This is a genomic window from Rhizobium sp. BK112, assembly GCF_014193215.1.
GTDB lineage: Bacteria > Pseudomonadota > Alphaproteobacteria > Rhizobiales > Rhizobiaceae > Rhizobium > Rhizobium anhuiense.
This window is the reverse complement of sequence record NZ_JACHYZ010000001.1, coordinates 12,140-34,727: the sequence shown is the minus strand read 5'-3', so window position 1 is coordinate 34,727 and position 22,588 is coordinate 12,140. Positions and strand designations below refer to the sequence as shown.

18 protein-coding genes are annotated in these 22,588 nt (G+C 58.3%); 9 read left to right on the top strand and 9 right to left on the bottom strand.

The features are described from left to right. Positions 1-23: 23 nt before the first annotated feature. The 5 genes from FHT75_RS00145 to FHT75_RS00125 all read right to left on the bottom strand — a co-directional run bounded on the left by FHT75_RS00145 (position 24) and on the right by FHT75_RS00125 (position 5,787). Positions 24-851 (bottom strand): glycoside hydrolase family 16 protein, encoded by an 828-nt coding sequence (locus FHT75_RS00145; protein WP_025570030.1) that lies wholly within the window; start codon positions 849-851, stop codon positions 24-26. A 50-nt stretch (positions 852-901) separates the two neighbouring features. Then, on the bottom strand, positions 902-2,383 hold the full coding sequence (locus FHT75_RS00140) for a lipopolysaccharide biosynthesis protein (RefSeq protein WP_063474363.1): 1,482 nt from the start codon (positions 2,381-2,383) through the stop codon (positions 902-904). Between the two features lie 82 nt (positions 2,384-2,465). Then, positions 2,466-3,710, bottom strand: a complete 1,245-nt coding sequence (locus FHT75_RS00135; RefSeq protein ID WP_063474362.1) for a glycosyltransferase family 4 protein — start codon at positions 3,708-3,710, stop codon at positions 2,466-2,468. After that, entirely contained in the window at positions 3,707-5,056 is a 1,350-nt protein-coding gene (locus FHT75_RS00130) for a glycosyltransferase family 4 protein (protein ID WP_176707352.1), read from the bottom strand. The genes FHT75_RS00135 and FHT75_RS00130 overlap by 4 nt, the downstream gene beginning before the upstream one ends. Then, on the bottom strand, positions 5,053-5,787 hold the full coding sequence (locus FHT75_RS00125) for a Crp/Fnr family transcriptional regulator (RefSeq protein ID WP_063474360.1): 735 nt from the start codon (positions 5,785-5,787) through the stop codon (positions 5,053-5,055). The genes FHT75_RS00130 and FHT75_RS00125 overlap by 4 nt, the downstream gene beginning before the upstream one ends. A gap of 472 nt (positions 5,788-6,259) precedes the next feature. On the opposite strand from FHT75_RS00125, the gene FHT75_RS00120 reads away from it, so the two are divergent. From FHT75_RS00120 to FHT75_RS00100, 5 genes are all read left to right on the top strand, one after another. After that, a complete protein-coding gene (locus tag FHT75_RS00120; protein WP_028756174.1) occupies positions 6,260-6,964 on the top strand; it encodes a sugar transferase in 705 nt (234 codons plus the stop codon). Positions 6,965-7,099: 135 nt separating this feature from the next. Then, positions 7,100-8,857 (top strand): GumC family protein, encoded by a 1,758-nt coding sequence (locus tag FHT75_RS00115; RefSeq protein WP_028756173.1) that lies wholly within the window; start codon positions 7,100-7,102, stop codon positions 8,855-8,857. Beyond that, positions 8,854-9,876 carry a glycosyltransferase family 2 protein gene (locus tag FHT75_RS00110; protein WP_028756172.1) on the top strand — a complete coding sequence of 341 codons (1,023 nt, stop codon included), beginning with the start codon at positions 8,854-8,856 and terminating at the stop codon, positions 9,874-9,876. The genes FHT75_RS00115 and FHT75_RS00110 overlap by 4 nt, the downstream gene beginning before the upstream one ends. Before the next feature lie 6 nt (positions 9,877-9,882). Next, on the top strand, positions 9,883-11,274 hold the full coding sequence (locus FHT75_RS00105; RefSeq protein ID WP_028756171.1) for a polysaccharide biosynthesis/export family protein: 1,392 nt from the start codon (positions 9,883-9,885) through the stop codon (positions 11,272-11,274). 125 nt (positions 11,275-11,399) lie between these two features. Next, complete coding sequence (locus FHT75_RS00100; protein ID WP_028756170.1) at positions 11,400-12,869, top strand: hypothetical protein; 1,470 nt, start codon at positions 11,400-11,402, stop codon at positions 12,867-12,869. Positions 12,870-13,054: 185 nt separating this feature from the next. Here FHT75_RS00100 and FHT75_RS00095 read toward each other — a convergent pair whose 3' ends face one another. Further along, positions 13,055-13,354, bottom strand: coding sequence for a hypothetical protein (locus tag FHT75_RS00095; RefSeq protein ID WP_028756169.1), 300 nt, complete (start codon positions 13,352-13,354; stop codon positions 13,055-13,057). Positions 13,355-13,660: 306 nt separating this feature from the next. Between FHT75_RS00095 and FHT75_RS00090 the strand changes: the two genes are divergently transcribed. Next, positions 13,661-14,575 (top strand): glycosyltransferase family 8 protein, encoded by a 915-nt coding sequence (locus FHT75_RS00090; RefSeq protein ID WP_028756168.1) that lies wholly within the window; start codon positions 13,661-13,663, stop codon positions 14,573-14,575. A gap of 132 nt (positions 14,576-14,707) precedes the next feature. Further along, entirely contained in the window at positions 14,708-15,730 is a 1,023-nt protein-coding gene (locus FHT75_RS00085) for a glycosyltransferase family 2 protein (RefSeq protein WP_025570051.1), read from the top strand. Between the two features lie 285 nt (positions 15,731-16,015). Here FHT75_RS00085 and FHT75_RS00080 read toward each other — a convergent pair whose 3' ends face one another. Next, positions 16,016-16,768, bottom strand: coding sequence for a Crp/Fnr family transcriptional regulator (locus FHT75_RS00080; protein ID WP_028756167.1), 753 nt, complete (start codon positions 16,766-16,768; stop codon positions 16,016-16,018). A gap of 451 nt (positions 16,769-17,219) precedes the next feature. Here FHT75_RS00080 and FHT75_RS00075 point away from each other — a divergent pair, with 451 nt between their 5' ends. Beyond that, the gene (locus tag FHT75_RS00075) at positions 17,220-17,876 is read left to right on the top strand and encodes a sugar transferase (RefSeq protein WP_028756341.1); all 657 of its coding nucleotides are present in this window, start codon (positions 17,220-17,222) and stop codon (positions 17,874-17,876) included. Positions 17,877-17,947: 71 nt separating this feature from the next. Here the strand turns inward: FHT75_RS00075 and FHT75_RS00070 are convergent, their stop codons facing one another. Together FHT75_RS00070 and FHT75_RS00065 are read right to left on the bottom strand one after the other, a co-directional pair. Next, complete coding sequence (locus FHT75_RS00070) at positions 17,948-18,250, bottom strand: hypothetical protein (protein WP_028756340.1); 303 nt, start codon at positions 18,248-18,250, stop codon at positions 17,948-17,950. 564 nt (positions 18,251-18,814) lie between these two features. Further along, on the bottom strand, positions 18,815-19,924 hold the full coding sequence (locus FHT75_RS00065; protein WP_025570058.1) for an acyltransferase family protein: 1,110 nt from the start codon (positions 19,922-19,924) through the stop codon (positions 18,815-18,817). A gap of 256 nt (positions 19,925-20,180) precedes the next feature. Between FHT75_RS00065 and FHT75_RS00060 the strand changes: the two genes are divergently transcribed. Further along, a complete protein-coding gene (locus FHT75_RS00060) occupies positions 20,181-22,499 on the top strand; it encodes a membrane-bound PQQ-dependent dehydrogenase, glucose/quinate/shikimate family (RefSeq protein ID WP_183844606.1) in 2,319 nt (772 codons plus the stop codon). The last annotated feature ends 89 nt before the right edge of the window (positions 22,500-22,588 follow it).

Here is a 22,588-nt window from a genome sequence, read left to right as displayed (position 1 = left end):
GAACGACTATCCCCGTCCCCTGCTCAATTCGCCGCGTCGGTGGGCTTCCGCTGGTAGACGTGGATATAGTCGACGAGCAGGATGGAAGGATTCGGCGTTTCATCGATCGGCCAACCTGAGCCGAGTGCCAGGTTCACCAGCGGATAGAACGGCATATGGAACTCCTTCGGCGTATCGAAGCTCCAGATGAACTGGCGGTCGAGGTAGAAGCTCGTCTTGTCAGCTTGGATATCGACGCCGTAAGTGTGATATTCGCTGTTCAAAATTCCATCCTGGACGGTTTGCCAATGGCCACCGGTGGTGTTCTGGCCACCCTGGCTCTGACGCCAGATATGAAAGCCCATGCTGAATTCGTAGGGCGCGCGTCCATAATATTCCAAGACGTCGATCTCTGCGGTGTATTTCGACCGGTCGAGCCCGATGAGCCAGAAGGCCGGCCAGACGCCCTTGCCCGGCGGCAGCTTCATCCGTGCTTCGAAATAGCCGAACTGCTGCGAGAATCCTTGGCCTTTCGGGTTCACCGACGACAACAGGCCCGAACGCCAGGTTCCATCGGCCTCCTTGCGCGCTTCGATCTTCAGAATTCCCTGATCGGTGGTAAACGGAAAGCCGGGGGCCGGATCGGTGAAACGGGCGTCACCGAAATCGCCGTTCCAGGGCGTATGGGCGATCCAGCGAGAGCTTTTCTCTCCCCAGGCCGAAACGTCGAGGCTGTCGAAACTCTCCTCGAACGTCAGTTGGTAGGCATTGATATTGAGCGGCTCCTGGGCGACGCTCGGTTGGCCGGGTAACGCCCCCAGTCCGAGGATGATGAGCAAACCAAAAGCCTTAGAAGATACCTTGTAACGCATTCTGCTCCTCCGAAAACGCCAAACCAATCGTTGGACTGCACTTGTTTCGATCATGAAGTGAGAACCCCGCTTCGTCGCGGCATGAGCCTTTGGACGACGATGGTCTCGATGCCGTCGGGTCTACCGACAACCTGCCACACGAGCAGCGCGAAGGCCCAGAAGATCGCTACTGCCGCCCCGCCGTAAAGCGCCAGGCTGACGACAAGGTTGAGGCCGACAGGCATGGCGGAGAGCATCGGCTCGATCCACAGCAGGAAAGCGATCATCGGCAAGCTCGCGGCCAGAGGCCGTAAAAAGGCATACAACTGAGCGGCAAACGTCGCGCCGATCAGCCGACGCGTGATGATGAGCGATGCGGCATAGGCGACAAGCACCGCCACGATCCGCGCACCCAATGCTCCTGCTACCTGAAAATAGACAACGCCCAGGATGGTGACCGGAACCCTGACGGCGAACTCGGCAAACATCCGGAGAGCGAGATAGCGGGTTTTGTTCAGGACCATAGCCAATGGCGGCATCATGTTCGTGGGAAGACCGAGCAGACTGACGATGCACAGCCATTGTAGAATCGGCGCCGCGGATGCCCATTTCTCGCCGACGATAATGCGTACGGACGGCTCGGCAAGAAAAGCGAGCGCGAGGAGGATGGGCGCAGCAACGAAGGTGATCGCGTTCGTCGCCTTCAGATAGGCCGCGATCAGATTGCGACTGTCATCGACGGTCGAGAATGCCGCCATCAGCGGACGCAGTAATGGCCCAACGAAGGTCTGGTATGGAATACCGGCGATGTTGTCGGCGACGCTGAAGGCGCCGAACGTCGACAAGCCGGTAAAGCGCGGCAAAAGCAGCCGGTCCAGTTGCCAGTTGATCGAACTCAGTACCTGCGAGACGGTGTTCCAGCTGATCATGTCCTGAAAGTGCTTCCACTCAGAAAGGCTGAACCTCGGCCGCATCGGCGCAAAGACATAGGAGGTGATCGCCGCGGCGGTCGGGCCTGCAACCGCGCCGATCGCCAGTCCCCAATAGCTGCCGGTCGCGACCGCCACCCCGACACCGAATAGCAGTGTCGACCCCTTGGTGATGAGATCGAGTGCGAACTCGCGTTTGAAATCGAACCGCTGCATGAACAACACCATGCGCGGGCTGATCACACTGCGCATGGCAGGCGCGATGGAGAGCACGGCGACAAGAGAGAAAATCCGGGAATCGTCATAGATCAGCGCCATCGGCCAGGAGATGATCATCATCAGCGTGCTGATGGCCACGCCTCGAAGCAGGCTGAGGGTAAGGGCCGTGGCAAACATATCGTCCGAAGGCGACGGCTGACGCATCAGGGCCTGCGTCAGCGGCAGGTCCAAAATTGTCTCGACGATGACCAGCACCGAGGTCGCGATGGCGACCAGGCCGAAATCCGCGGGGCTCAAAAGCCTTGCCAGGACAAGGAGGCTGACGAAATCGAGCATCCGCGCCAGGAATTTTCCGCTGATGGTCCAGATGCTCGCCGTCGCCGTCCTCTGAGATACGCTTGACATGGTCTGTTTATTTATTCCTCGTCGAGGGTTTGAGAGACGGTTTCGGTCGCGGCGGCAACGCAGGCGGCTCCGCTTCTTCCCGTCAGCCCGGCCGTCTTCTGAAGACGTCGGCGGGTCGGTCGCCATGGGTGGATAGTTGTTGCTCGATCAGGCCGGACAGACGGTCGCGGAACACGGCGGAAGAGAATTTCAACGAGTGCGCGCGGATCGCATGCGGATCGATATCGTCCTCCACCTCTTCGAACGCCGCCATCGTTTCCAGCAGAGCTTCTGTGGTCTGCTCCGCGAAGCGAAAGCCGACCTGCGGCGAGGAAACGGTTTCCCTGGCGCCGCCGGCGTCGAACGCCAGGACCGGCCGCCCCGATGCCATGGCTTCCACCGGCAGGATGCCGAAATCTTCGGTACCCGGAAACAACAGGGCGCGGCATCGCGACAGGTGATCGCGCAGAACGTTGAAGGGCTGATGGCCGAGAAACTCGACGGTCGGTCCGGCAATCGACTTCAGATAAGCCAATTGTTCGCCCTCGCCGATCACCACCAGTTTTCGGCCGGCCTCGGTGCAGGCGCGAACGGCGATATCCGGCCGCTTGTAGGTGGTCAGCTGTCCCGCATAGAGATAGAACTCGCCTTTCCCCTTCCCCACCGCAAAATCATCGGTCGCAACGGGAGGATGGATGACGATGGATTCCCGGTCGTAGAAGCGGCGGATGCGGCTTGCGACATAATCGGAGTTGGCGACGAACAGATCGACCCGCGAGGACGTCGTCACATCCCAGGCGCGCAGCATGGGCGCGGTGATCGACATCAACGCGCGGCCCACCCAGGGAAGGCCATGGCGATAGACATGGAACTGATCCCAGATATAGCGCATCGGCGAATGGCAGTAGCAGACGTGGAGGGCGTCGGCGCGTGTGATGATGCCCTTGGCGGGTCCGGATTCGCTCGACAGCACGAGATCGTAATCCTGCAGGTCGAACTGCTCGAGCGCGAAGGGCATCAGCGGCAGCATCTTGGTATAATGACGCTGCGCGCCGGGGATCTTCTGCAGGAAGGACGTGCGGATGTTCCGCGTCTTCAGAAAATCGCTGATGCGATCCCGGTTGCAGACGAGGGTGAAGATGTCGGCCTGCGGAAACATGCGGCACAGTTCTTCGACGACCTTCTCGCCGCCGCGCATCGAAACGAGCCAGTAATGCACGATGGCAACCCGCAGCTGCTTGGTTTCGCTTGCGCTTCCGGCCTCCGCGACGCGTCTTTTCGCCATCACAGGCGCATCACCAAGAAATGCTCTCGCGTCAGGAAGAGAGGTTGTTGCTTTAAGGGTCAACTGAATACTCCTTGTATCGCCACACCGTCTGTCAGTTCGGGAACCACATTCGTTGAAATCAGGCTGTGATATTCGGCAAGAAGCGCGTCGCGCCATTCTTCGTGTGTCGAGGCGAGATCCGGCGACAGCCGGAAAGCCCGCTCGCTCATGGCGCGGACCTCATGCCTCGGCATCTGGCTAAATCGCGCCAAAGTCTCGGCAAAGGCGCTTTCGTCAGCCGTATCACAGGCAAGCGCCATGCCGGCTCTTTCCATTTCCTCGGCGAGAAAGGCGCTGCGCGACATGATGACCGGCAGACCGCTCCTGGCTGCTTCGATAGCGACGAGGCCGAACGGCTCGGGATAGCGCGAAGGCATCAACAGGGCACGCGCCTTGCGGATGGTCGGGCCAATCTCCGCATGCGACTGCCAGCCCAAGGCCCTGACGTGATTTCCTGACGCTGCGACCAACGGCATCAGCGGCCCGTCCCCGATCACGCAGAGCCTGACGCCGGCTCTGCGCGTGGCGGCCACAGCGTCTTCTATGCCCTTCTCCTCGTCCAGCCGCCCGATGAAGACGAACTCGTCGTTGGCCTCCGCCTCGATGCGTTTGATGGAGAGAGGAGCGACGGGATTGCGGATCGTCGTCAGCCGCTCCGGTCGATAGCCGGCGCCGACGAGAAAGCTCGCCATCTTCTCGTGCAGCAGAATTATCCGGCCGAAATCGGCCTGATCCTTCAGGCGCCGGAGGATATTGGAGCCGCGGGCGACCCGCCACAATTTATGCGAATAACTTCTCTTGTCGCAGGCCGTTGCAATGCAGCTTCCCCCGAGCGGACGTCGAAGGCAGATTTCCTGCGCCTGATAGTCGAAGAACGCGCCGTTGGGGCAGGCCGTGAAGAAATCGTGTGCGTGAACCACGCATCGCCTGGCGACCGGCATCAGCGCCCTGAAAATTGCCGGAGACAGGATCTGGTGCCAGCCATGCACATGATAGACGGTGTTGGCGGTGTCCTGTGCGGCAATCCAGTTGGCGACCATACGGACGGCGGCGCCATTGTGAATGCCGGTCACGAAAGCCTTGGCACGTTCGGCGCTGAGCAGGTCGCGGCTGTTCAGCCCGACCATCGAGACCCCAAGTGCGGCAAGCTCCGCATTGGCGGCGTCATCCCCGCAAATATAGGTTACAGGGATGCTGAGTCCCCGAAAAAGCTTGGCAGACAACACCGCAAGCGCTGTTGCACCGCCTCTGGCCACCGAGTAGTCGTCGATGATGACGACGCGATCGATTTTTGTGGTGCCGGGGCGGGGAAAGCGGCCGAAGCTAGCAGCGGATCGAGGGGCCTCGGGGAGCGATGAGCCCATCACTTCACCGAAACCGCGTTGGCACAGGCCTCCAGCGCCTTGCGGTTGAGAATGCGGATCTTGCCCTGCCCGCCGTCGATGATCTTGCTTTCCCGCAGGCGCCTCAGGCATTGATTGACCTTCTCGCGGGACGCCGGCAGCGTCGCCGCCAGGTCATTTTGCGAGATGACCAGCTCGTCCCCGCTGTTTGCCGCATCTTTTCCATATACGGCGGAGAGCCGCAGCAGCGTACTGGCCAGCCTCGACTGCAGGCTCGACGCCGCATTTGCAATGATGCGGAGTTCAAGCTCTGAAATACGCGCCAGCGCCCTGGAGAAGACCTTTTCGCGAAAGCTGGGGTCGCTGGCGTACATGTCGCGCAGCAGCCGGCCTTCGAAGAAATGCAGTTCGCAGTTGGAACCGGCTCGGTATTCGAGGCTCAAGGCCTGCCTGCGCAGAACCTCGAGCTCGCCGATAAGGCCCGATTTCGGAATGATCTCGACGATGAATTCCCTGCCGTCGGGTAGCATCGTGCTTGCGCTGACCACCCCCGACTGTACGCGCGCAAACGTATCGACGAGAACGCCGGCCCCGGCGATGACCTCGCCGCGCCGGAAACGTCGGACGCTCGATCGGCAGGAAAGAAATTCGTCGTCAATGACGATGCGACTGTTGAGATGAATGCCGCCGTTAGCCGGTACCGCCGCCTTGCCGATGCCGGCTCTGCGATCTGATGCGTGTGTCAACCCGTCCATGCGCACAACTCCCAGTACTCGAATAACCATAGGCAATGCTGCACTGCATCATTTATATTGTCTTAATATGAGAGTCAAATAACATCGGCAAGAGATAACGCAAAGATAAAGTCTACATTTGGTTGAGAAGCAAAAGATACATTATCAATTGCAATCAAAATTTCGGCGAAACCACAAAACCATCGTTCAATCAATGACACATGCTTATTAAACAGTCTTGGTGAATTAAAAATCAGCAACAACCGAAATGATCATATCAAAACTGTAAATGAATCTGCGCCTATTAATCACCATGAAGTAGGTTAGATTGTCATTAGATATGAAAATAAGGCTATTGGGTGTAGTTGGAATTCACTAATGCCGGTTAGTAGCATAAAGAATTTGTTAAGGATTATGACCTTGGTAACAGACAACCAGGGTGCGGCGCAGCAAACTTTCAACGGTTCTTAATCGGAATGTTTGGAGAGCACCGATGACATGGGAAGCACATAGTTTCGAGGCTTGGTCGCGTGTTGGGCGGCCGCCCGCGAAAGGCGGCGATCTCCATTCGTCCCGGCCCCGTGCAGCGGGCAGATCGTCGAAGCGCGCGATAGACCTTTTCATCGCCGTTATCGCCTTGATCCTGCTTTCCCCGCTTCTGTTGCTCGTCGCACTGATCGTGAAGATGAGCGACCGCGGCCCGGTCTTCTATTCCCATACGCGCATCGGGGTCGGCGGAGCGCCATTCGGATGCCTCAAATTTCGGACGATGAAGACCGACGCGAGTGCTCAGCTTGCCGAATTGCTGGAAAACAACCCGGCTGCGCGAAGCGAATGGGAAGCGACGCGCAAGCTGAAGGACGATCCGAGAATCACGGCCGTCGGCGAGATTCTGAGGCGGTCGAGCATCGACGAGCTTCCGCAACTGATCAATATCATGCGCGGCGAAATGAGCCTTGTCGGCCCCCGGCCGATCACCGCCGAGGAACTGCCGCGCTACGGCGAGCATATATGGGCCTACATGGCCGTCCGCCCGGGCCTGACCGGTCACTGGCAGACCAGCGGGCGCAATGATGTCAGCTACGAGTACCGGGTTTCCCTCGACGTCCAGTATCTCAACAACTGGTCGCTCGGCCGGGACTTCGTCATCATTGCCAAGACAATTCCCGCCCTGTTTTCGCAGCGTGGCTCGTACTGAGCCTTCAGGGGGAGGGCTGCCGATCATGCCTGAAATCGGAAGACACGCTACTCCCCCCGTCCCCTCCAAGCTGCCAGCACCCGGTCACCCGGTGCCTGGTGACTCCGTGATATCGCCATTTTGGAATAGGACGACATGACCTCGAGCACGATCTTCAGCGGTGTTTCTCCGATATCTCTGCCTCCCGCAGCCACTGGCGGGAATTCGCCGCTGACCTTGCGGGATATGCTGTTCTTTCTCAGAATGCGCTGGCTGTGGATTGTGACGACGACGATCGCCTTCCTCGCAATCGCAGGGAGCTACCTGCTGACCGTCGAGCCGACTTTCGTTGCCAACACGCAGCTTGTGATCTTCCCCCAGGTGAGCGGCTCCGAAGCCCAGAGGGCTTTCGCGGAAGACGCATTTATAGAGGGTCAACTGGAGATTGCCAAATCCAGCGATGTCGTCAGCGGAACGGTAAGAGTCCTTGGTCTCGACACCGATCCTGACTTTGTCGATCAGACGCCTTCGCTGCAGGACAGGGCAAAGAACTGGTTGATGGGAATCTCTTCAGAACCGGACGCATCTCAGGAAACGGCAGACGCAGCCACGAGTGAGAGACGACCGCAGACGGAAGAGGAGCGGACCCACGATCGGGCGATCGCCACGCTGCAGAGTATGATGGGAGTACGCCGGATCGGCAGTTCGACGATCATCGAGATATCGGCGGCAGCGTCCACCCCTCAGAAGGCAGTCGACATCGCCGACACGCTCGCCAGGCAGTATATCCAGAAGAATATCGCGATGAAGGCCAATGCTTCCCGGCAATATAGCGACTGGCTGGCAAAATTCGTAATCGAGCAGCAGCGGGGACTGGCCGAAGCTGCCAGCGCCCTGGCCAGCTTCACCAGCAATCCGCGCGATCAATTCAAGCTTGCGGAACTGCAGAGCGCGACGGACGCTCGCCGCACCCTCTATGAAAATACCTTGAACCAGCTGACCGAAGCCAAGCAGCGCATCACCTACCCGGTGTCCGATGCGACGATCGTCTCACGAGCCACGCTGCCTCTTTCGAAGGAGAGACCACGCAGCACGCTCATCATCGCCTTTGCGGCGGCGGTTGGTCTTGGCGCCGGCCTGGCACTTGCCATGATCAGGCATGCCGGCGATCGCCGGATCGTCCGCCCCCATCAGATCGCGGAAGCCGGTGGGCTGCCCTTCGTCACTTTGCTGTCGACATCGAGGAAGAGCCGGAATGGAGACCCCGCGCGTTTCCTCGCCGCCGACACCGGCAGTAGCGACACAGCCGCCTATCCTGTTATTCCGGGCATGGCGGAATTGAGCGCGACGGTCGTCGGTCTTCGGCGCAAACGCCGGGTCGTCATCGGTATAGTCGCCGTCAATCCCGGCAGTGGCGCATCGACCATAGCATGCGAACTTGCGGTGCTGTCGTCGATATCAGGGGCGCACACGCTGCTGATCGATGCGGCCGCGCAGAAATCCTCGCTCAGCAAATCGATCGCGCCCGATAGTTCCACAGGCCTCGTCGATGTTCTCGACAATGGTGAGCTGATTCAGACGGCGGCATTGCCGCTCACCCCGACGCTGAAATTCCTTCCCCTCGGCAAGGTCGAAGCGGTGACGCCGGCCATTCGCCTGAGTTCCCGCCGCACGCAGTTGAGCTTTGCCGACCTGAAAAAGGAATTCGACGCCATATTCGTCGATATCTCCTCATTCTCCGCGTCGCCGGATGCCAATGCGATCGCGTCGGAGCTGGACGGTGTCCTCGTGGTGACCTCGCACGGGCACACTTCGATCGACGATACCATGCGCGTCATCGACACGCTGCGGAATGTCGGCGCGGAGATCCTCGGGGCGATCATCAACCATGCGCCGAAGAGAATGCAGTCATGACCTCCCCCTCGGCAGAAGCAACCAGGCAGGACGGGTCGATCGGGCCGGCGCCTGTCCCTTGCGGACCTGAAGCCATGGCGGAGCGCGCAAGCCATCCACTGCGAATGGCCGTGGGGATCGCCTCGGCGGGCCGCCCCTCGATACTGCGGGAGACGGTCGACTATCTCACCGCTCTGCCGAACCAGGCGGAGCGGCTGATCGTCTGCGTGCCCGCGATCGACGATGCCGCCGGGCTCGCCGACCGCTGCGATGTGGAAGTCATCGTCGGCAGCCGCGGCCTGACCTCCCAGCGCAACCGGATCATCCAGGCTGCCGCTTTCGATATCGATGTTCTGATCTTCCTGGACGATGACTTCATTCCCGCCGCGACCTTCCTGCCCCGGATGGCGGCCGTCTTTGCGGCTAACCCCAACGTGGCGATCGCCACCGGCGAAGTCCTGGCCGACGGTGTCCTGGATGGTGGCCTCAGCATGTCAAAGGCCCTGCAGATCCTTGATACTGCGGGCGAAGCAACCGAGCGGGTGACGGAGGTCTACAACGCTTACGGATGCAACATGGCGGTTCGCCTTTCACCCGTTCTCGAGCACGCGCTGGCCTTTGACGAACAGCTGCCGCTCTATGGCTGGCTCGAGGATGTCGATTTCAGCCGGTCCATCGCCCGCTATGGCAGGTCCGTGCATGTCGAAGGCGCCCGCGGGGTGCATCTCGGTGTCAGATCCGGGCGCCAGCCCGGGCGAAGGCTCGGCTATTCGCAGGTTGCCAATCCCGTCTATCTGATCCGGAAGGGCACGATGTCGAGGGGTCGTGCCGTCGTCCAGATCGGCCGCAACATCCTGGCGAATACGCGGGGCCTCTTGTTCAATGACCGCTTGATCGACCGCTGGGGACGTCTGAACGGAAATTTTCTGGCGCTGTCCGATCTTGTTGTCGGCCGTACCTCTCCGTCCCGCATTCTCGAGTTCGGCAATCCTTCGCCGCGCGAGATGCCGTCGCCATCGATCGCAACGAAACGGAGATAGCAGACAATGCAGCACACATCCTTGTCCGATCGCCTCGTCTCCGTCGCCCTTGCATTGCTGGTATTCTCCTGCATGACCGGCTGGAGCGTCGCCCATGCGGAAAACTACACTCTTGTGCCGGAAGACCAGGTGAGACTGCGTGTCGTTGAATGGCGATCGTCGGATTCCCGATATGCCAGCTGGGAGGCGCTCGACGGGACCTATGCCGTCGACGATGCCGGCAATCTGTCGATCCCGATCGCCGGCCAGGTGCAGGCGATCGGGAAAACAACGCAGCAGGTCGCCGATGCGATCGCCGGCGCACTGTCCGAAAAGGCCGAACTGCCGGGAAAACCGTTCATCGCCCTGGAGATCGCCCAGCATGCGCCGATCTTCGTAACCGGAACCGTGCAGACCCCCGGGCGCTATGCTTTTGAGGCAGATATGACGGTCATGAAGGCCGTCAGCATTGCCGGCGGCTTCCTTCGGGATCGCGAGGAAAATACCGTCTTCGAGCGCGACCGGATCCAGGCTGCAGGCGCCTATCGAACGGCCATTCTCAACAGGCGCGATCTTCTGATGCGCCAGGCGCGGCTGCGTGCCGAAATTGCCGGCGAACAGAGTTTCGAGATCCCTGCCGAGCTCGTCGGAACGCCCGATGTGGACAAGCTGAAGGCGCAGGAATTGAACCTGATGCGGCTGCGCCGCGTCGATATCCAGAGCCAGATCGACGCGGCGAGCGACCTCGCGCGTCTCTACGGCCAGCAGGTCGAGTCGCTCGAAGCCAAGATCAATTCGCAGAAGCGGCAGATCGATCTTGCGCAGAAGGAACTGGATAATGTCAACAGTCTGGTGAGCAAGGGCCTGGTCAGCAATTCCCGTCAGGTCTCGGTCGACCGCTGGGCGGCGGATGCACAAGGTACGCTGATCGATCTCGAGGTCGCCCTGACCACGGCTCGCCAGGGGCTCAGCGAAGCCGATCGCTCGAAGATCAACATCGCCAACAGGCAGAACAGCGAAAACCAGGAACTGCTGAATCAGGTCAATCTCGCGATCGGCAGGGCGGCAATCGACATCCAGGTGGCCCAACTCCTCGGCGAACAGGCCGGATACAGCGCTCAACTCGCGCAGATGAACACCGACATGCCGGGTCTTGGCAGAGCACAGAAAAACTACCGGATCGTGCGTCGCAACGACGATGGGACTTATCGCAACATCGAGGCGGACGAGACGACCACCTTGCGGCCACATGATGTCGTCGAAATCGGCATCGACACCGACACCGACCTTCAGACGCCACCGCCTCCACTGCAACTGCAGTCCGCGCCGCAGCAGCAAAGCTCGGCAGTCCCGCTGTCTAATGTCGCCGGAGACAATCAGGCGGCTCCCGGCTGGATATCCCAGACGGGAGCGAATTAGGGGGCGGCTGTGATCATCGATGACAACAGGCGGCTTTCGCCTCAAGCATCGCGCCGAAAGCCGGATACCGGTTTTCGGCAAACCCGATGCCTTGGCCGTTCGTCCTCCGGATCGGGATCTGAAGCATGTCGATAGAACCGATCGGCTTCCTCATTCTGCTGCTTGGCCTGCTCACCATGGTCAACGGCGCGCGTTTTTCTATAGCGACCCTCTGCCTGTCGACGCTCTTGGGCGCCGCAGCGGCGCTCCAATTGCCGGCGCTCGGCAGCAGCAGCATCCAGCCGAGCCATCTTCTGGTGCTCTTTCTCGTTGCGGCCGCCCTGCTGCGCCCGGCTCAAACGCAGGCCATACTGACCAGCCTCGCCTATCCGGGCCCCGGCTTCTGGTTTGCCACCTACATCCTGTTTTCCGTGGCATCGTCTTTCTTCTTGCCCCGCATTTTTGCCGGCGCAACCCTCGTCTATTCCTCGGCACGAGACGCATCGGGCATGATGTCGACGGTAGCCGCGCCGCTGGCGCCGGGTTCGTCCAATCTCAGCCAGTCTGTCTATCTGCTCGGCGACCTCGCCTGCTTTGCCGTCGTTTCAGGGCTTGCAAGACTTGGATATGCCCGTTTCATCGCACAGCAGTTGATCGTGGCGTCAATCGTCTGTTTTGCCCTGGCGTTGATTGATATCGGAACCTTCCTGACCGGCCAGTCCTACCTGCTCGATGTCATCAGGAACGCAAATTATACGATGCATACGGCCGAGACGATCAGCGGCTTCAAGCGCATTGTCGGCCCCTTTCCCGAAGCAAGCATGTATGGCGCGGTCGCACTGGCCTATTTTTCCTTCACGCTCATGCTCTGGCTGGAGCGTGTTCAAAGCCGAATGGCGGGACTTGCAACGCTTTTCATCGGCCCGACGATCGTCCTCTGCACGTCGACGACCGCCTATATCGCGGGCATCTTCGTCGTCTGCATGTTCGTGCTGTTCTGCCTGAAACGGCTGATCGGGGGCCCGGCTACGACGCCGCATGTCACACTCCTGGTGATCACGCTGTTCTTGATCCCCTGCGCCATCGTCGCACTCAGCCTTGTCCCCGACGCGTGGGATTCCATCGCCGGCCTTGTGAACACCACCCTATCGGACAAGCTCCAATCGCAATCCGGCGAAGAGCGGACCGCCTGGAATACGCTGGCATTGATCGCATTCGTCGACACCGCTACCTTCGGCGCCGGGCTCGGCACGGTTCGAGCTTCGAGTTTTATCGCAGCCCTGCTCTCTAATGTCGGTTTGACCGGCACTCTGCTCTTCGCCACCTTCCTGTACAGCCTTGTGAGGGCGTCCGGCCGCCACATATCAGGCGATCGGAAAACGCACGCGATCGGAAACGCCGCAATTATGGCATCGATAGCTCAGGTCGCCTCGGCATCGATATCAGGAAGCGGTACCGATCTCGGCTTGCTGTTCAGCACCACGGCGGGCCTGGCGGCCGGTTGCCTGGCGACAACCAATATCTCGCCACGACAGGCGACCCGATCGCTTGCCAACCGGACCCCACTGGAGACATCGACATCTCAGATGAGAGCGCCGATGTTTTCAACGCGATGACGCCCGCCTTGCAGTTTCGCCATGGCGCGAGATGGTCTCGTCGAGCCATCGGCATGCCCGCGCCGGTTCGGAATCGGCCGGCCGCGCCGCATCTTTCAAACATTGCCGGTAATAGCAATTCGTCGGCCGAACGCGATCGCGCAAAACCGTCCCCAGAAGGCTATTCTGCGGATTCTATGTCAAAATCAGCTCTGCTGGCGCTCTCTGGTGGGCGCGACGTTATCTGCGACGGAATTGTTTTGCCGCTGCCTGGCACTACGCCGCACAAACCCCGAAACGAACACGCCTGCCAAGTAGCCAACTTCCATGAGTGCGAGGATGGCAATGGCAGAGAGGATGGCCGCGATCATGGAGGAGCCGTCGCTGAAAACCACGCTGCCGAAGCCGATTGCCACGAGGAAGGCGAAAATTGCGAAAGCCCAGGCACGGATGGAAGCTCCGGCAGCTATCGATATCACCGCTGCCACGACTGCGGTGATCAACATGACAATTCCCCTTCCCTCTGCTTTCCGACAAGGGTCCCGGTACCGACCGTCGTACCGCGAAACACGATGTCGAAACACAGCCTTTTTACAGGCAAGGCACTCTTCATGGCGAATATCTCAACAATGAAACACATAAAAACCGCCGGCGGCCAGACACCCGTTCAGCTCTGCGGCGCTGAGCACCGGCTATATATACCGAACAGGGCCTTCATATGACAGACCCGTCGGCTCAATTCTCAACCGTTCCCTCGACGGGCAAGTCAATGCCGATTCATTCGTATTGCGCACAATCGGAAGGGTGATGACATGAACAATCAGTGCGTCGTCTACGTCACGGATGTCGAGTATTCATTTCCGACCATTCTCTCCGCACTTCAGGCTCGCAAATTTGCAAGCCCCGCGACAGATGTCTGCGTCCTCATGTCGGAACATCTCGATAATTTCGACGAGCTGAAAGCCCTGCTGGCAACCAGCCGGGTCGACTTGATCGATGCGACCGACGCGCTGCGGGATTCGCTCGGCAAGCTCGACAGTTCGCATTTCCAGGGACGCATCAGCGTCAGCACCATGGCCAAGCTGGTCCTTTGCGAGATCCTGCCTGCCAACTATACCCAGATCATCTATCTCGATGGAGATACCCAGATCGTCAGCGATCTCAGTCGGCTCGAAAATGCCACTGTGCCCGAGGGCAGGTTTTTCGCGGCGCGCGATTACACCGCGATCCATGACTTCCTCGACACTGGAAAGAGCAACTACTATTTCAACGCAGGGGTGCTGAAATTCCACCGCAACGGTTGGATCGGGCAGGAGGCGCTTGAGCTTTTTGCTAAAAACCCCGAGGCCTGCGAGGGCAAACATGATCAAGGCGCATTGAATTATGTCTGCGGTTCATCGCTTATACTCGTATCGAACCGCTGGAACTTCCCCAAACAGTTCCTTCATCTGGTAAACATGTCCTCCCTGTCGATCGTCCATTACATGGCGCATCCGAAGCCGTGGCATGGCACCTTCTTTCCATGGACCGACAAGGAAAGCCAAGTCTACGTCGACCTGCGCAAAGCACATCCGATTTACAACGCGCTGTATCGCGGAATAAGCTTCGACCGTAAGATGCTGTATAAATACCGATCGATACGAGCGCGCATCGAACACGCAATCGAGAAAAACGGACCCCATCCGCGCGTCCAGAGCCTGCTGGTCGGCGGCGACTACGCCGTATGATGATGTGTTGTTGGTCAGACCTGAGGATTGTCCGCGTGACGGATGTCGGGATTGCCGGTCGAGCCGTGGATTGCAGGCGGATGCGCAAGTATTCATCCATTCACCCAGAATGGATAGTGTTCAGGACAGAATATGAGTTATAGGGCTTCCGCCGCCAGTATCTCGCATTACCTAAAAGCTCGCCTGCGCCGGACGCTCAAGGCTCGGCAGGTTCGCTACGACCTGCTGCGCGACGGGCTCAAGCAGGCGCGTCATGTCGTCATCTGCGTCATCCGCGACGAGGGACATCGGCTGGCATTCTTCCTGCAGTATTATCGCGATCTCGGCTTCGAGCACTTCATCTGCATCGACAACGGCTCGTCCGACGGTACGGCCGAGTTGCTGTCCAGCTTCGACGATGTGTCCCTTCTTTCGGCTCATGGCTCCTACAAGGCGGCGAGATTCGGAAACGACTGGATCAACGAAGTAATCAACCGCCACTGCCGGGAGAAATGGGTCCTCTATGTCGATGCGGACGAGTTTCTGGTCTATCCGCATTGCGACACACGACCGATCGATCAATTGACCACCTATATCGAATCCATGGGCGGCCACTCGCTCCGCTCGGTCATGATCGACATGTACAGCCCGCATCCCGTTCTCGAAAACATATGCGAACCCGGTCGCAACCCGCTCGAGGTCTGCAATCTCTTCGACCGATCCGGCTATGTCGCACATTTCGACAAACGCAACGGGACGATATGGATCAAGGGCGGCGTCCGCGGGCGCGTCTATTTCCACGACCGGCTCTGGGACGGCCCCGCGCTCAATAAGATACCACTCGTCTATATCAAGGGTGAACGTCTGTTTCTGAAATCATCGCACCAGGTCTGGCCGCTCTCCCTAAATCTGGGCGACATGCGCGGAGCGCTCGGCGTATCCGGCGCTCTTCTGCATTTCAAGTTCCTGTCGACCTTCGTGCACAAGGTTGCCGATGCGGCGCACCTGTCCCAACATACGGAAGAATATACCGTATACTCTTCGAGCAAGGACATGGATGACTTCGTCTGTGAGGATACGGGCACCTACAGAAGCTGGAAGGACCTGTCCGATCACGGGCTGATCCAGGGTGAAGGCTGGCAATACTGGAGACATGCTTGCGAGAGCGAAGTCTAGAGCAATTCCAGCAAAAGTGCGTAGCGGTTTTCCGTCCGGAATTGCGTGAAAACAAAGAGATAGAGCATTTCCATGATTCGGAGAAAAACGGAAATGCTCTAAAGCAGGCCACGCAAAATCCGCAGCGGTTTGCGACGATGTGCATGAAGGCAAACCGCCAAGCTGATCTTTCGGCCCTGCTTGCTCCGATTTATCAACGCCCACCGCATCAAACACAGAACCCGCCGGTGGCGGGTTCTGTCGAGGCTTTCTGCTGCTCCGTTTTTTGTTTATCGCGGCGGTGCCTCAAGCGAGAGACACTGCCCCCTCGGCATAAGCCTCAAGCGCCTTCCGATTGAGAATGCGGATTTTGCCCTGTGTCCCGTCAACCACCTTGCTCTCGCGCAAACGGCGCAGACATTGGTTGACCTTCTCACGCGACGCCGGCAGCGTCGCGGCCAGGTGGTGTTGGGAGATAATGAGCTCGTTGCCGCTATTCTGCGTATCGACGTTGTACAAGGCACAAAGACGCAGCAGCGTCCGGGCCAGCCTCTGCCTTAAACTCGACCCGGCGTTGGAAATAATCCGCAGTTCGAGTTCTGAAACACGCGCCAGTGCCTTCGACAGGATCTTCACCTGAAATTGCGGATCATTCGCACACCAGTCCCGCAGCAAACGGCCGTCGAAGTAATGCAGTTCGCAGTCCGCCGTGGCCCGATATTCCAGGCTGAGAGACTGTTTGCGCAACACCTCCAATTCGCCGATCAAGCCGCCTTTCGGAATGATTTCCACGATGAACTCGCGTCCATCGGCAAGCGGGGTGCTTGCACTCACCATTCCGCGCTGCACGCGGGCAAACATGTCGATGACGACACCGGCGCCGGCAATAACCTCACCGCGACGAAATTTTCGAACACTCGAGCGGCAAAACGGAAACTCGTGATCCAAATCCGGCCGGCCGCCGTAAACAATACCTACAGGACCGCAAGTAACCGTTTCGCTTATTCGCGCCGCGCCTCCTTCAATCCTGCTGTCTTTGATGCTAATCGCACCGTCCATACGCGCAACTCCAAGCAGACTAATTGATTTATTGTCGTCACCGACATTCGTAATGCGTTAAGTTAGAAAGTCAAATAATAATAATATAAAATTTACATTCTAAAACTATACATAATTCTGACGAATCCTCACATTTATATATCATAAAATCCATATTTAATTCTGTTAAAAGCACACTTCTGAAGCTGTTGGATAATTTTTATACAATTCGAAACAATTGTGCGCCGTTAGAATAGGCCAACAATATAATAATAATATTTTTACCTGGAATAAATATTTCCAACATCACAGATGTATATTTTTCTAAAAAAATACTTCTTCAACTATTCACAAGAAATTCTTCACATGATAAAGAATTTATCCACGGTTATGACTTCGGTCACAGACACCAAACTTGCACTCAAACAAGCTTTTGACTGTGATTTCTGGGATTCGCCTAACGGAGACGCGGATGGCGGGAAAAAATCATGGGCGCAACCCAACCGAACCTTGGCGGGATTTCGCCAGGGCGCGGCAGGAAAGGCGTCCATTCAATTCGTCACAATCCCATACGATCAGCAGACTTCTGAAACGCGCATTCGACATCATCATTGCGACAGGTCTCTTATTCCTTTTGTCACCGTTTCTTCTGTCCGTAGCAGCCATCATAACGCTAAGTGATTGGGGACCCATTTTCAATTCCCATCCGCGGATCGGTTATAAGGGAAAAGAGTTTGGCTGCCTCAAGTTTCGCACGACACGCGCCGACGCAACGGCCAAGGCACATGTCACTGTCGTCGGCGCTATCGTCAGACGATCGAGCCTCGACAAGCTCCCGCAATTGATCAACGTGTTGCTGGGTCAAATGAGCCTCGTCGGGCCCCACGCCATTACCAAGGAAGAGCTGCCGCGTTACGGCGAACATGCCTCTGCCTATATGGCCGTCCGTCCCGGCTTGATCGGCCACTGGCAGATCAACGGACGCAACGACGCCAGCCATCAGAACAGAGTTTCCCTCGACGTCGAGTATTTGTCCAAATGGACGCTCGCGCTGGATTTCGTGATCATCGCAAAAACACTCTCGGCCCTGCTTTCCCGGCACGCATTACTGCCCAGGGTGGACTCCTAAGCAATTCCAGCAAAAGTGCTCAGCGGGTTTGCGTCCATAGCACAGCCGAGCTTCCTGCCGCATCGGTCATGTCACCATCCATGAGGACGCTTGCCGGTCGCATGGGAGCGGTCAGCGATGGAGGTCTTTTTCCGGCGCTTCTGAATATGCCCCCCCAACGAGAAAGCGAAGAGACCCGCCAGATAGCATATCTCCATCAATACAAGCACTTGGAGGCCGGAAGCGATTGCCTCCGTCAAGGAAGAACCTTTCAGCAGGATCACAACGCTCAAAGCCGCGACCAGCAGAAATGCAAAGAATGCGAAGGCCCAGGCGCGAATGGTCGCTCCGGCGGCGAAGGAGACGGCAATCACGATGAGCGTGCTCTTCAGCATTATTCTGCTCCTCTCTTCACCTTCTTCAAGCCACCGTCAGCCCCTCAATGACATGACAAAACCCAAAGTCGAAACGAAGTTCGATCAAAGTATTTTATCTATTACCGTTAAAATATTGCTAATAGCCGCCCAACAGATCGATTGAACAACGCTGGAGAATATTCAACTATTCATCCAGAAGGGCCGATCACTCCCCAAAAAACCAAGAAACCATCGGATACGACAGCTGGAAAAGTTGGGCATTTGGAGGATTAATACAGTCATAGATCTAGCCACGACGTTACCTTGTCCAACCGAAAAGATCAGTCTGAACATAGGCTTACGCATGAGCGGATATGCGCGCCAAATCCGGGCCGCGCTTATCGGTGTAGGTACGTCGATATGGCAGTGATCGTGCAGCAAGCCTGCTGCAAACCAGGCCCTTGCAAACGGCCCGGATTTTCGTCTGTGGCGCTCAGCCAGCATCAAAGAAACAGGGCTCGCGGTGATGGCGAGCCCTATTGAGTTGTTTTCTGGATTGAGCCTGTTCCGGAATTGCCCGCCTCCAAGCCGGCATCCAGAACTCTATTTCGAGACCGCCCCGGCCAGTTGTCGTTTCGTGCCGCGCTGAAGCCTGAGATTTTCAAGCCAGGTTACTTGTTTCCTCAATTTCAACGCCGGCTTTTCGATGAATCTCCACGAGAAAGCGGCAAAGCAGGTGGCAATAATGCTGCAGACGATGCCGTTCAGCCACCAGTTATGCGCCCAAGGCCCGAGCGCGACGAAGGCCTGCTGGATCGGGTAGCCGTAGAGGAAGACGCCATAGGAATAGTCGGCCCCGCGCAGAACACCAAGCTTTCGGGGCGAGGTCAGACCGAGGAAAACCGTGACATATCCGATTGCCGGGATGGCAATGAAGTCTCCGAAAGAGGTGAACCAGTAGGCCCAGAGGATGACTGCCACTGAGGCGAGGAAAATCCGGATATCCCAGCGAACCCTGTCCTTGTAGAGATAGAAGGTCACCCCCACCAGAAATGCACAAATAAGCAGATTGCCCGATGCGGTCGTGGGCATGGTGGCCCAGTCGCTTTCATGCTTCCAATATCTTGCGATCCCAAAGGCTATGATCAAGGCCGGCGTTGCGATCAGGGCGATCACGCGCCGCCTGACCACGCCGAGCAGAAATAGGGCGGCGATCGCAGCATAGCACTCAAGCTCGAAGGGCACCGTCCAGAGTTGCCCGTTCACCATCGCAGCATCAGGATTGTCCAGGAATACGCCGGGAAGATTGAAGTGAATGTGCCCGGTGACATTCAGCAGATAAGTAAAGAACTGAGGATCGGTGAAATAGTCACGCAGGTCATACTCCGTATAGATCGCTCCGAGTATAAAGGCAGCCAGCAACACCTCTACCGCAAGAGCAGGGTAGATCCGGATAAACCGATTCCCGAGAAAGGAGATCAATGTCTTCGATCGTTCAAGACTGCCAGCCACGAGGAACCCGCTCAGGACAAAGAACATGGGCAGCACTGACTTGATGACAGGACGGAAGGGTGACTCCCAAAGAAAGAGGTCATCGCCGTACGTGACGCGGGCCGTATGTATCCAAAGCACTGAAAAGGCTAACAGTAATCGCATATAATCGAATCCTGTCGGTCGCCCGTTCGCTAGATCAAGCTTTTCGCCGAGAAACATCTGTGCCCCTTTCAGAAGTATTGACTCGATTTGGAATGGCAAGCCGTTGCCGCAGGAGCGGCGGCGGCATCATTGCCGGATCGGGGCGGCGTGTCAGTGACCACAGCTACATCAAGTAAAAATTGAACGAGAGAGCACCGCTCTCCCGAAGATACGTATCCGACCGCCAATCCAATGGCCCCGCGCTTCCCGGGGCGCCATGCGACGGTCGGAGTTGGGATCCAGGCGATCGGGCAGCAGATTGGATGAGGAGACTATGAAATTTCTAGCCACCCTGTTCTGTATTGTTCTCGCCCTGATCGGATTGGGGCTGATAGGAGGCGGCGCCTTGCTGCTCAGCCTCGGCGGCTCGCCCTATTATGCGATCGTCGGGCTTGCCTATCTGGTTGCCGCGTTTCTGCTCTGGCGCCGCAAGACGTCCGGCGGCCTCATCGTCCTGCTTGTCGCCATCTTCAGTTTTCCCTGGGCGCTATGGGAATCGGGTCTCAATTTTTGGGCACTTTTTGCGCGCTTGATGTCTCCGATCGCGCTGGCGGGTTTTGCGCTTCTCTTTGCGCCATCGCTCTCGCCGACCGCCAACCGGAAGCTCTACCATGGCGGCGCCCTGGTCACGGCGATCCTGTTCGTTGCCGGTTTTAGCCTTGCTTTCACGCCGCATGGCGTCATCCGCCCTTCCGCCGACATCACCGCCTACAAGGCGACCAAGGGCGACAATTCTCCCTCCGATTGGACCTCCTATGGCCGCACCACGGCGGGAGATCGTTACTCGCCCTTCGATCAGATCAACCGCGGCAATGTCTCCAAACTCGATCTTGCCTGGACATACCGCACCGGAAAGAGCGATGGCGCCGATCAGAACACGCCTCTGCAGATCGGCGACACGGTCTACACCTGCACGCCGACGGATGTGATCGCAGCGCTCGATGCCGATACCGGCAAGCCGCGCTGGATCTTCGATCCCAAGGCGACGGCGCCTTACTGGCAGCGCTGCCGTGGTCTCGGTTACTATAAGATGCCGCAGGACGCGCAATCCGCCGACGGTCTTTGCAACGAGCGCCTGGTGCAGACAACGATTGATGCCCGTCTGCTGGAGATCGACAGCAAGACCGGCGCCCCCTGCAGGGGCTTCGGAGACAATGGCACCGTGCAGCTCTCCCAGGGCATGGGCGAAGTCAAGACAGGCTATTACTTCCAGACATCGGCGCCGCTGATTGCCCGCAATCTGATCGTCGTCGGGGGCTGGGTCACCGACAATCAGGAGGTCGGCGAACCCTCGGGCGTCATCCGCGCATTCAACGTGGTCACCGGCGAGCTCGAATGGGCATGGGATCTCGGCAACCCTGAGATCACCAAACTCCCACCGGAGGGCCAGACCTATACGCGGGCCACACCCAATATGTGGACGACGGCCGCCTTCGACGACAAGCTCGGTCTCATCTATGCGCCGCTCGGCAATACCACCCCGGATTATTACGGCGTCAATCGTCCGGCCTTCGCCGACCAATACAACGCGACATTGGTGGCGCTCGATGTGACGACCGGGCGGGAGAAATGGAAGTTTCAGACTGTGCATCACGACATCTGGGACTATGACCTGCCGGCCCAACCGGTCCTGATCGATCTGCCTGACGGCAATGGCGCCACCGTGCCCGCTCTCCTGCAGACCACCAAACGTGGGCAGCTTTTCCTGCTCAACCGTCAGACCGGCGTGCCCCTTGCCGAAGTCCAGGAGAAGCCGGTGCCGCAGCAAGGCGGCGCACCGGAAGAGAAACTGTCTCCGACGCAGCCCTATTCCGTCGGCATGCCGACCATTGGCGCGGAACGCGTGACCGAGCAGACAGCTTGGGGCCTGACCATGTTCGATCAGCTGGCATGCCGCATCGCCTTCCGAAAGATGCGCTACGACGGCGATTTCACCCCGATCGGCACCCAATATGCGATCCAGCAGCCGGGAAATCTGGGTGGCCTCAATTGGGGAAGCGTATCGGTCGATCTGCCCAACAACCGAGTCTTCATGAACGATATCCGCGTACCGAGCCTCTTCGCGCTCATCCCGCGCGCGGAGTATGTCGATTTTGCCCTCACCACGACCGCGCACGGCCCCTCCGCCCCGCAGCGCGGTACGCCCTATGGCATGGCCACCGAAATGTGGACCTCGAGGCTCCGCGTTCCCTGCACGCAGCCGCCCTTCGGCACCGTCACGGCGGTGGATCTGAGTACCCGCAAGATCGCCTGGCAGGTTCCGGCGGGGACCGCCGAAGAACTCGGGCCGTTCAAGATCAAAACCCGTTTGCCTATGCCGATGGGCTTGCCGAGCTATGCCGGCACTTCAGTGACCGCCGGCGGTGTCGTTTTCTTCGCCGGCTTCCAGGACTACTATATCCGCGCCTATGATGCCGAGAACGGTACCGAGCTTTGGAAATATCCCCTGCCGGTCGGCTCGAGCGCGACGCCCATGACCTACGTCTCGCCGAAAACAGGCAAGCAATATGTCCTGATATCGGTCGGCGGCGCACCATATTCGAAGGACGCCGGCGACTACGTCTTTGCCTTTTCGCTGAAAAACGGAGATTAGCCTGGCCACCGGCCGCTTCTCAGCAAAGGCAAACGGGATTTGGCGACGCTACCGCTCACACTGTGTTATTTTGGTCCGACAAGGAACTG

Bases quoted from the DNA above. Each gene is read 5' to 3' on its own strand.
- FHT75_RS00145 (WP_025570030.1), bottom strand. From the start codon at position 851: ATGCGTTACAAGGTATCTTCTAAGGCTTTTGGTTTGCTCATCATCCTC.
- FHT75_RS00140 (WP_063474363.1), bottom strand. From the start codon at position 2,383: ATGTCAAGCGTATCTCAGAGGACGGCGACGGCGAGCATCTGGACCATC.
- FHT75_RS00125 (WP_063474360.1), bottom strand. From the start codon at position 5,787: ATGGACGGGTTGACACACGCATCAGATCGCAGAGCCGGCATCGGCAAG.
- FHT75_RS00120 (WP_028756174.1), top strand. From the start codon at position 6,260: ATGACATGGGAAGCACATAGTTTCGAGGCTTGGTCGCGTGTTGGGCGG.
- FHT75_RS00115 (WP_028756173.1), top strand. From the start codon at position 7,100: ATGACCTCGAGCACGATCTTCAGCGGTGTTTCTCCGATATCTCTGCCT.
- FHT75_RS00110 (WP_028756172.1), top strand. From the start codon at position 8,854: ATGACCTCCCCCTCGGCAGAAGCAACCAGGCAGGACGGGTCGATCGGG.
- FHT75_RS00105 (WP_028756171.1), top strand. From the start codon at position 9,883: ATGCAGCACACATCCTTGTCCGATCGCCTCGTCTCCGTCGCCCTTGCA.
- FHT75_RS00100 (WP_028756170.1), top strand. From the start codon at position 11,400: ATGTCGATAGAACCGATCGGCTTCCTCATTCTGCTGCTTGGCCTGCTC.
- FHT75_RS00095 (WP_028756169.1), bottom strand. From the start codon at position 13,354: ATGTTGATCACCGCAGTCGTGGCAGCGGTGATATCGATAGCTGCCGGA.
- FHT75_RS00090 (WP_028756168.1), top strand. From the start codon at position 13,661: ATGAACAATCAGTGCGTCGTCTACGTCACGGATGTCGAGTATTCATTT.
- FHT75_RS00085 (WP_025570051.1), top strand. From the start codon at position 14,708: ATGAGTTATAGGGCTTCCGCCGCCAGTATCTCGCATTACCTAAAAGCT.
- FHT75_RS00080 (WP_028756167.1), bottom strand. From the start codon at position 16,768: ATGGACGGTGCGATTAGCATCAAAGACAGCAGGATTGAAGGAGGCGCG.
- FHT75_RS00075 (WP_028756341.1), top strand. From the start codon at position 17,220: ATGGCGGGAAAAAATCATGGGCGCAACCCAACCGAACCTTGGCGGGAT.
- FHT75_RS00070 (WP_028756340.1), bottom strand. From the start codon at position 18,250: ATGCTGAAGAGCACGCTCATCGTGATTGCCGTCTCCTTCGCCGCCGGA.
- FHT75_RS00065 (WP_025570058.1), bottom strand. From the start codon at position 19,924: ATGTTTCTCGGCGAAAAGCTTGATCTAGCGAACGGGCGACCGACAGGA.
- FHT75_RS00060 (WP_183844606.1), top strand. From the start codon at position 20,181: ATGAAATTTCTAGCCACCCTGTTCTGTATTGTTCTCGCCCTGATCGGA.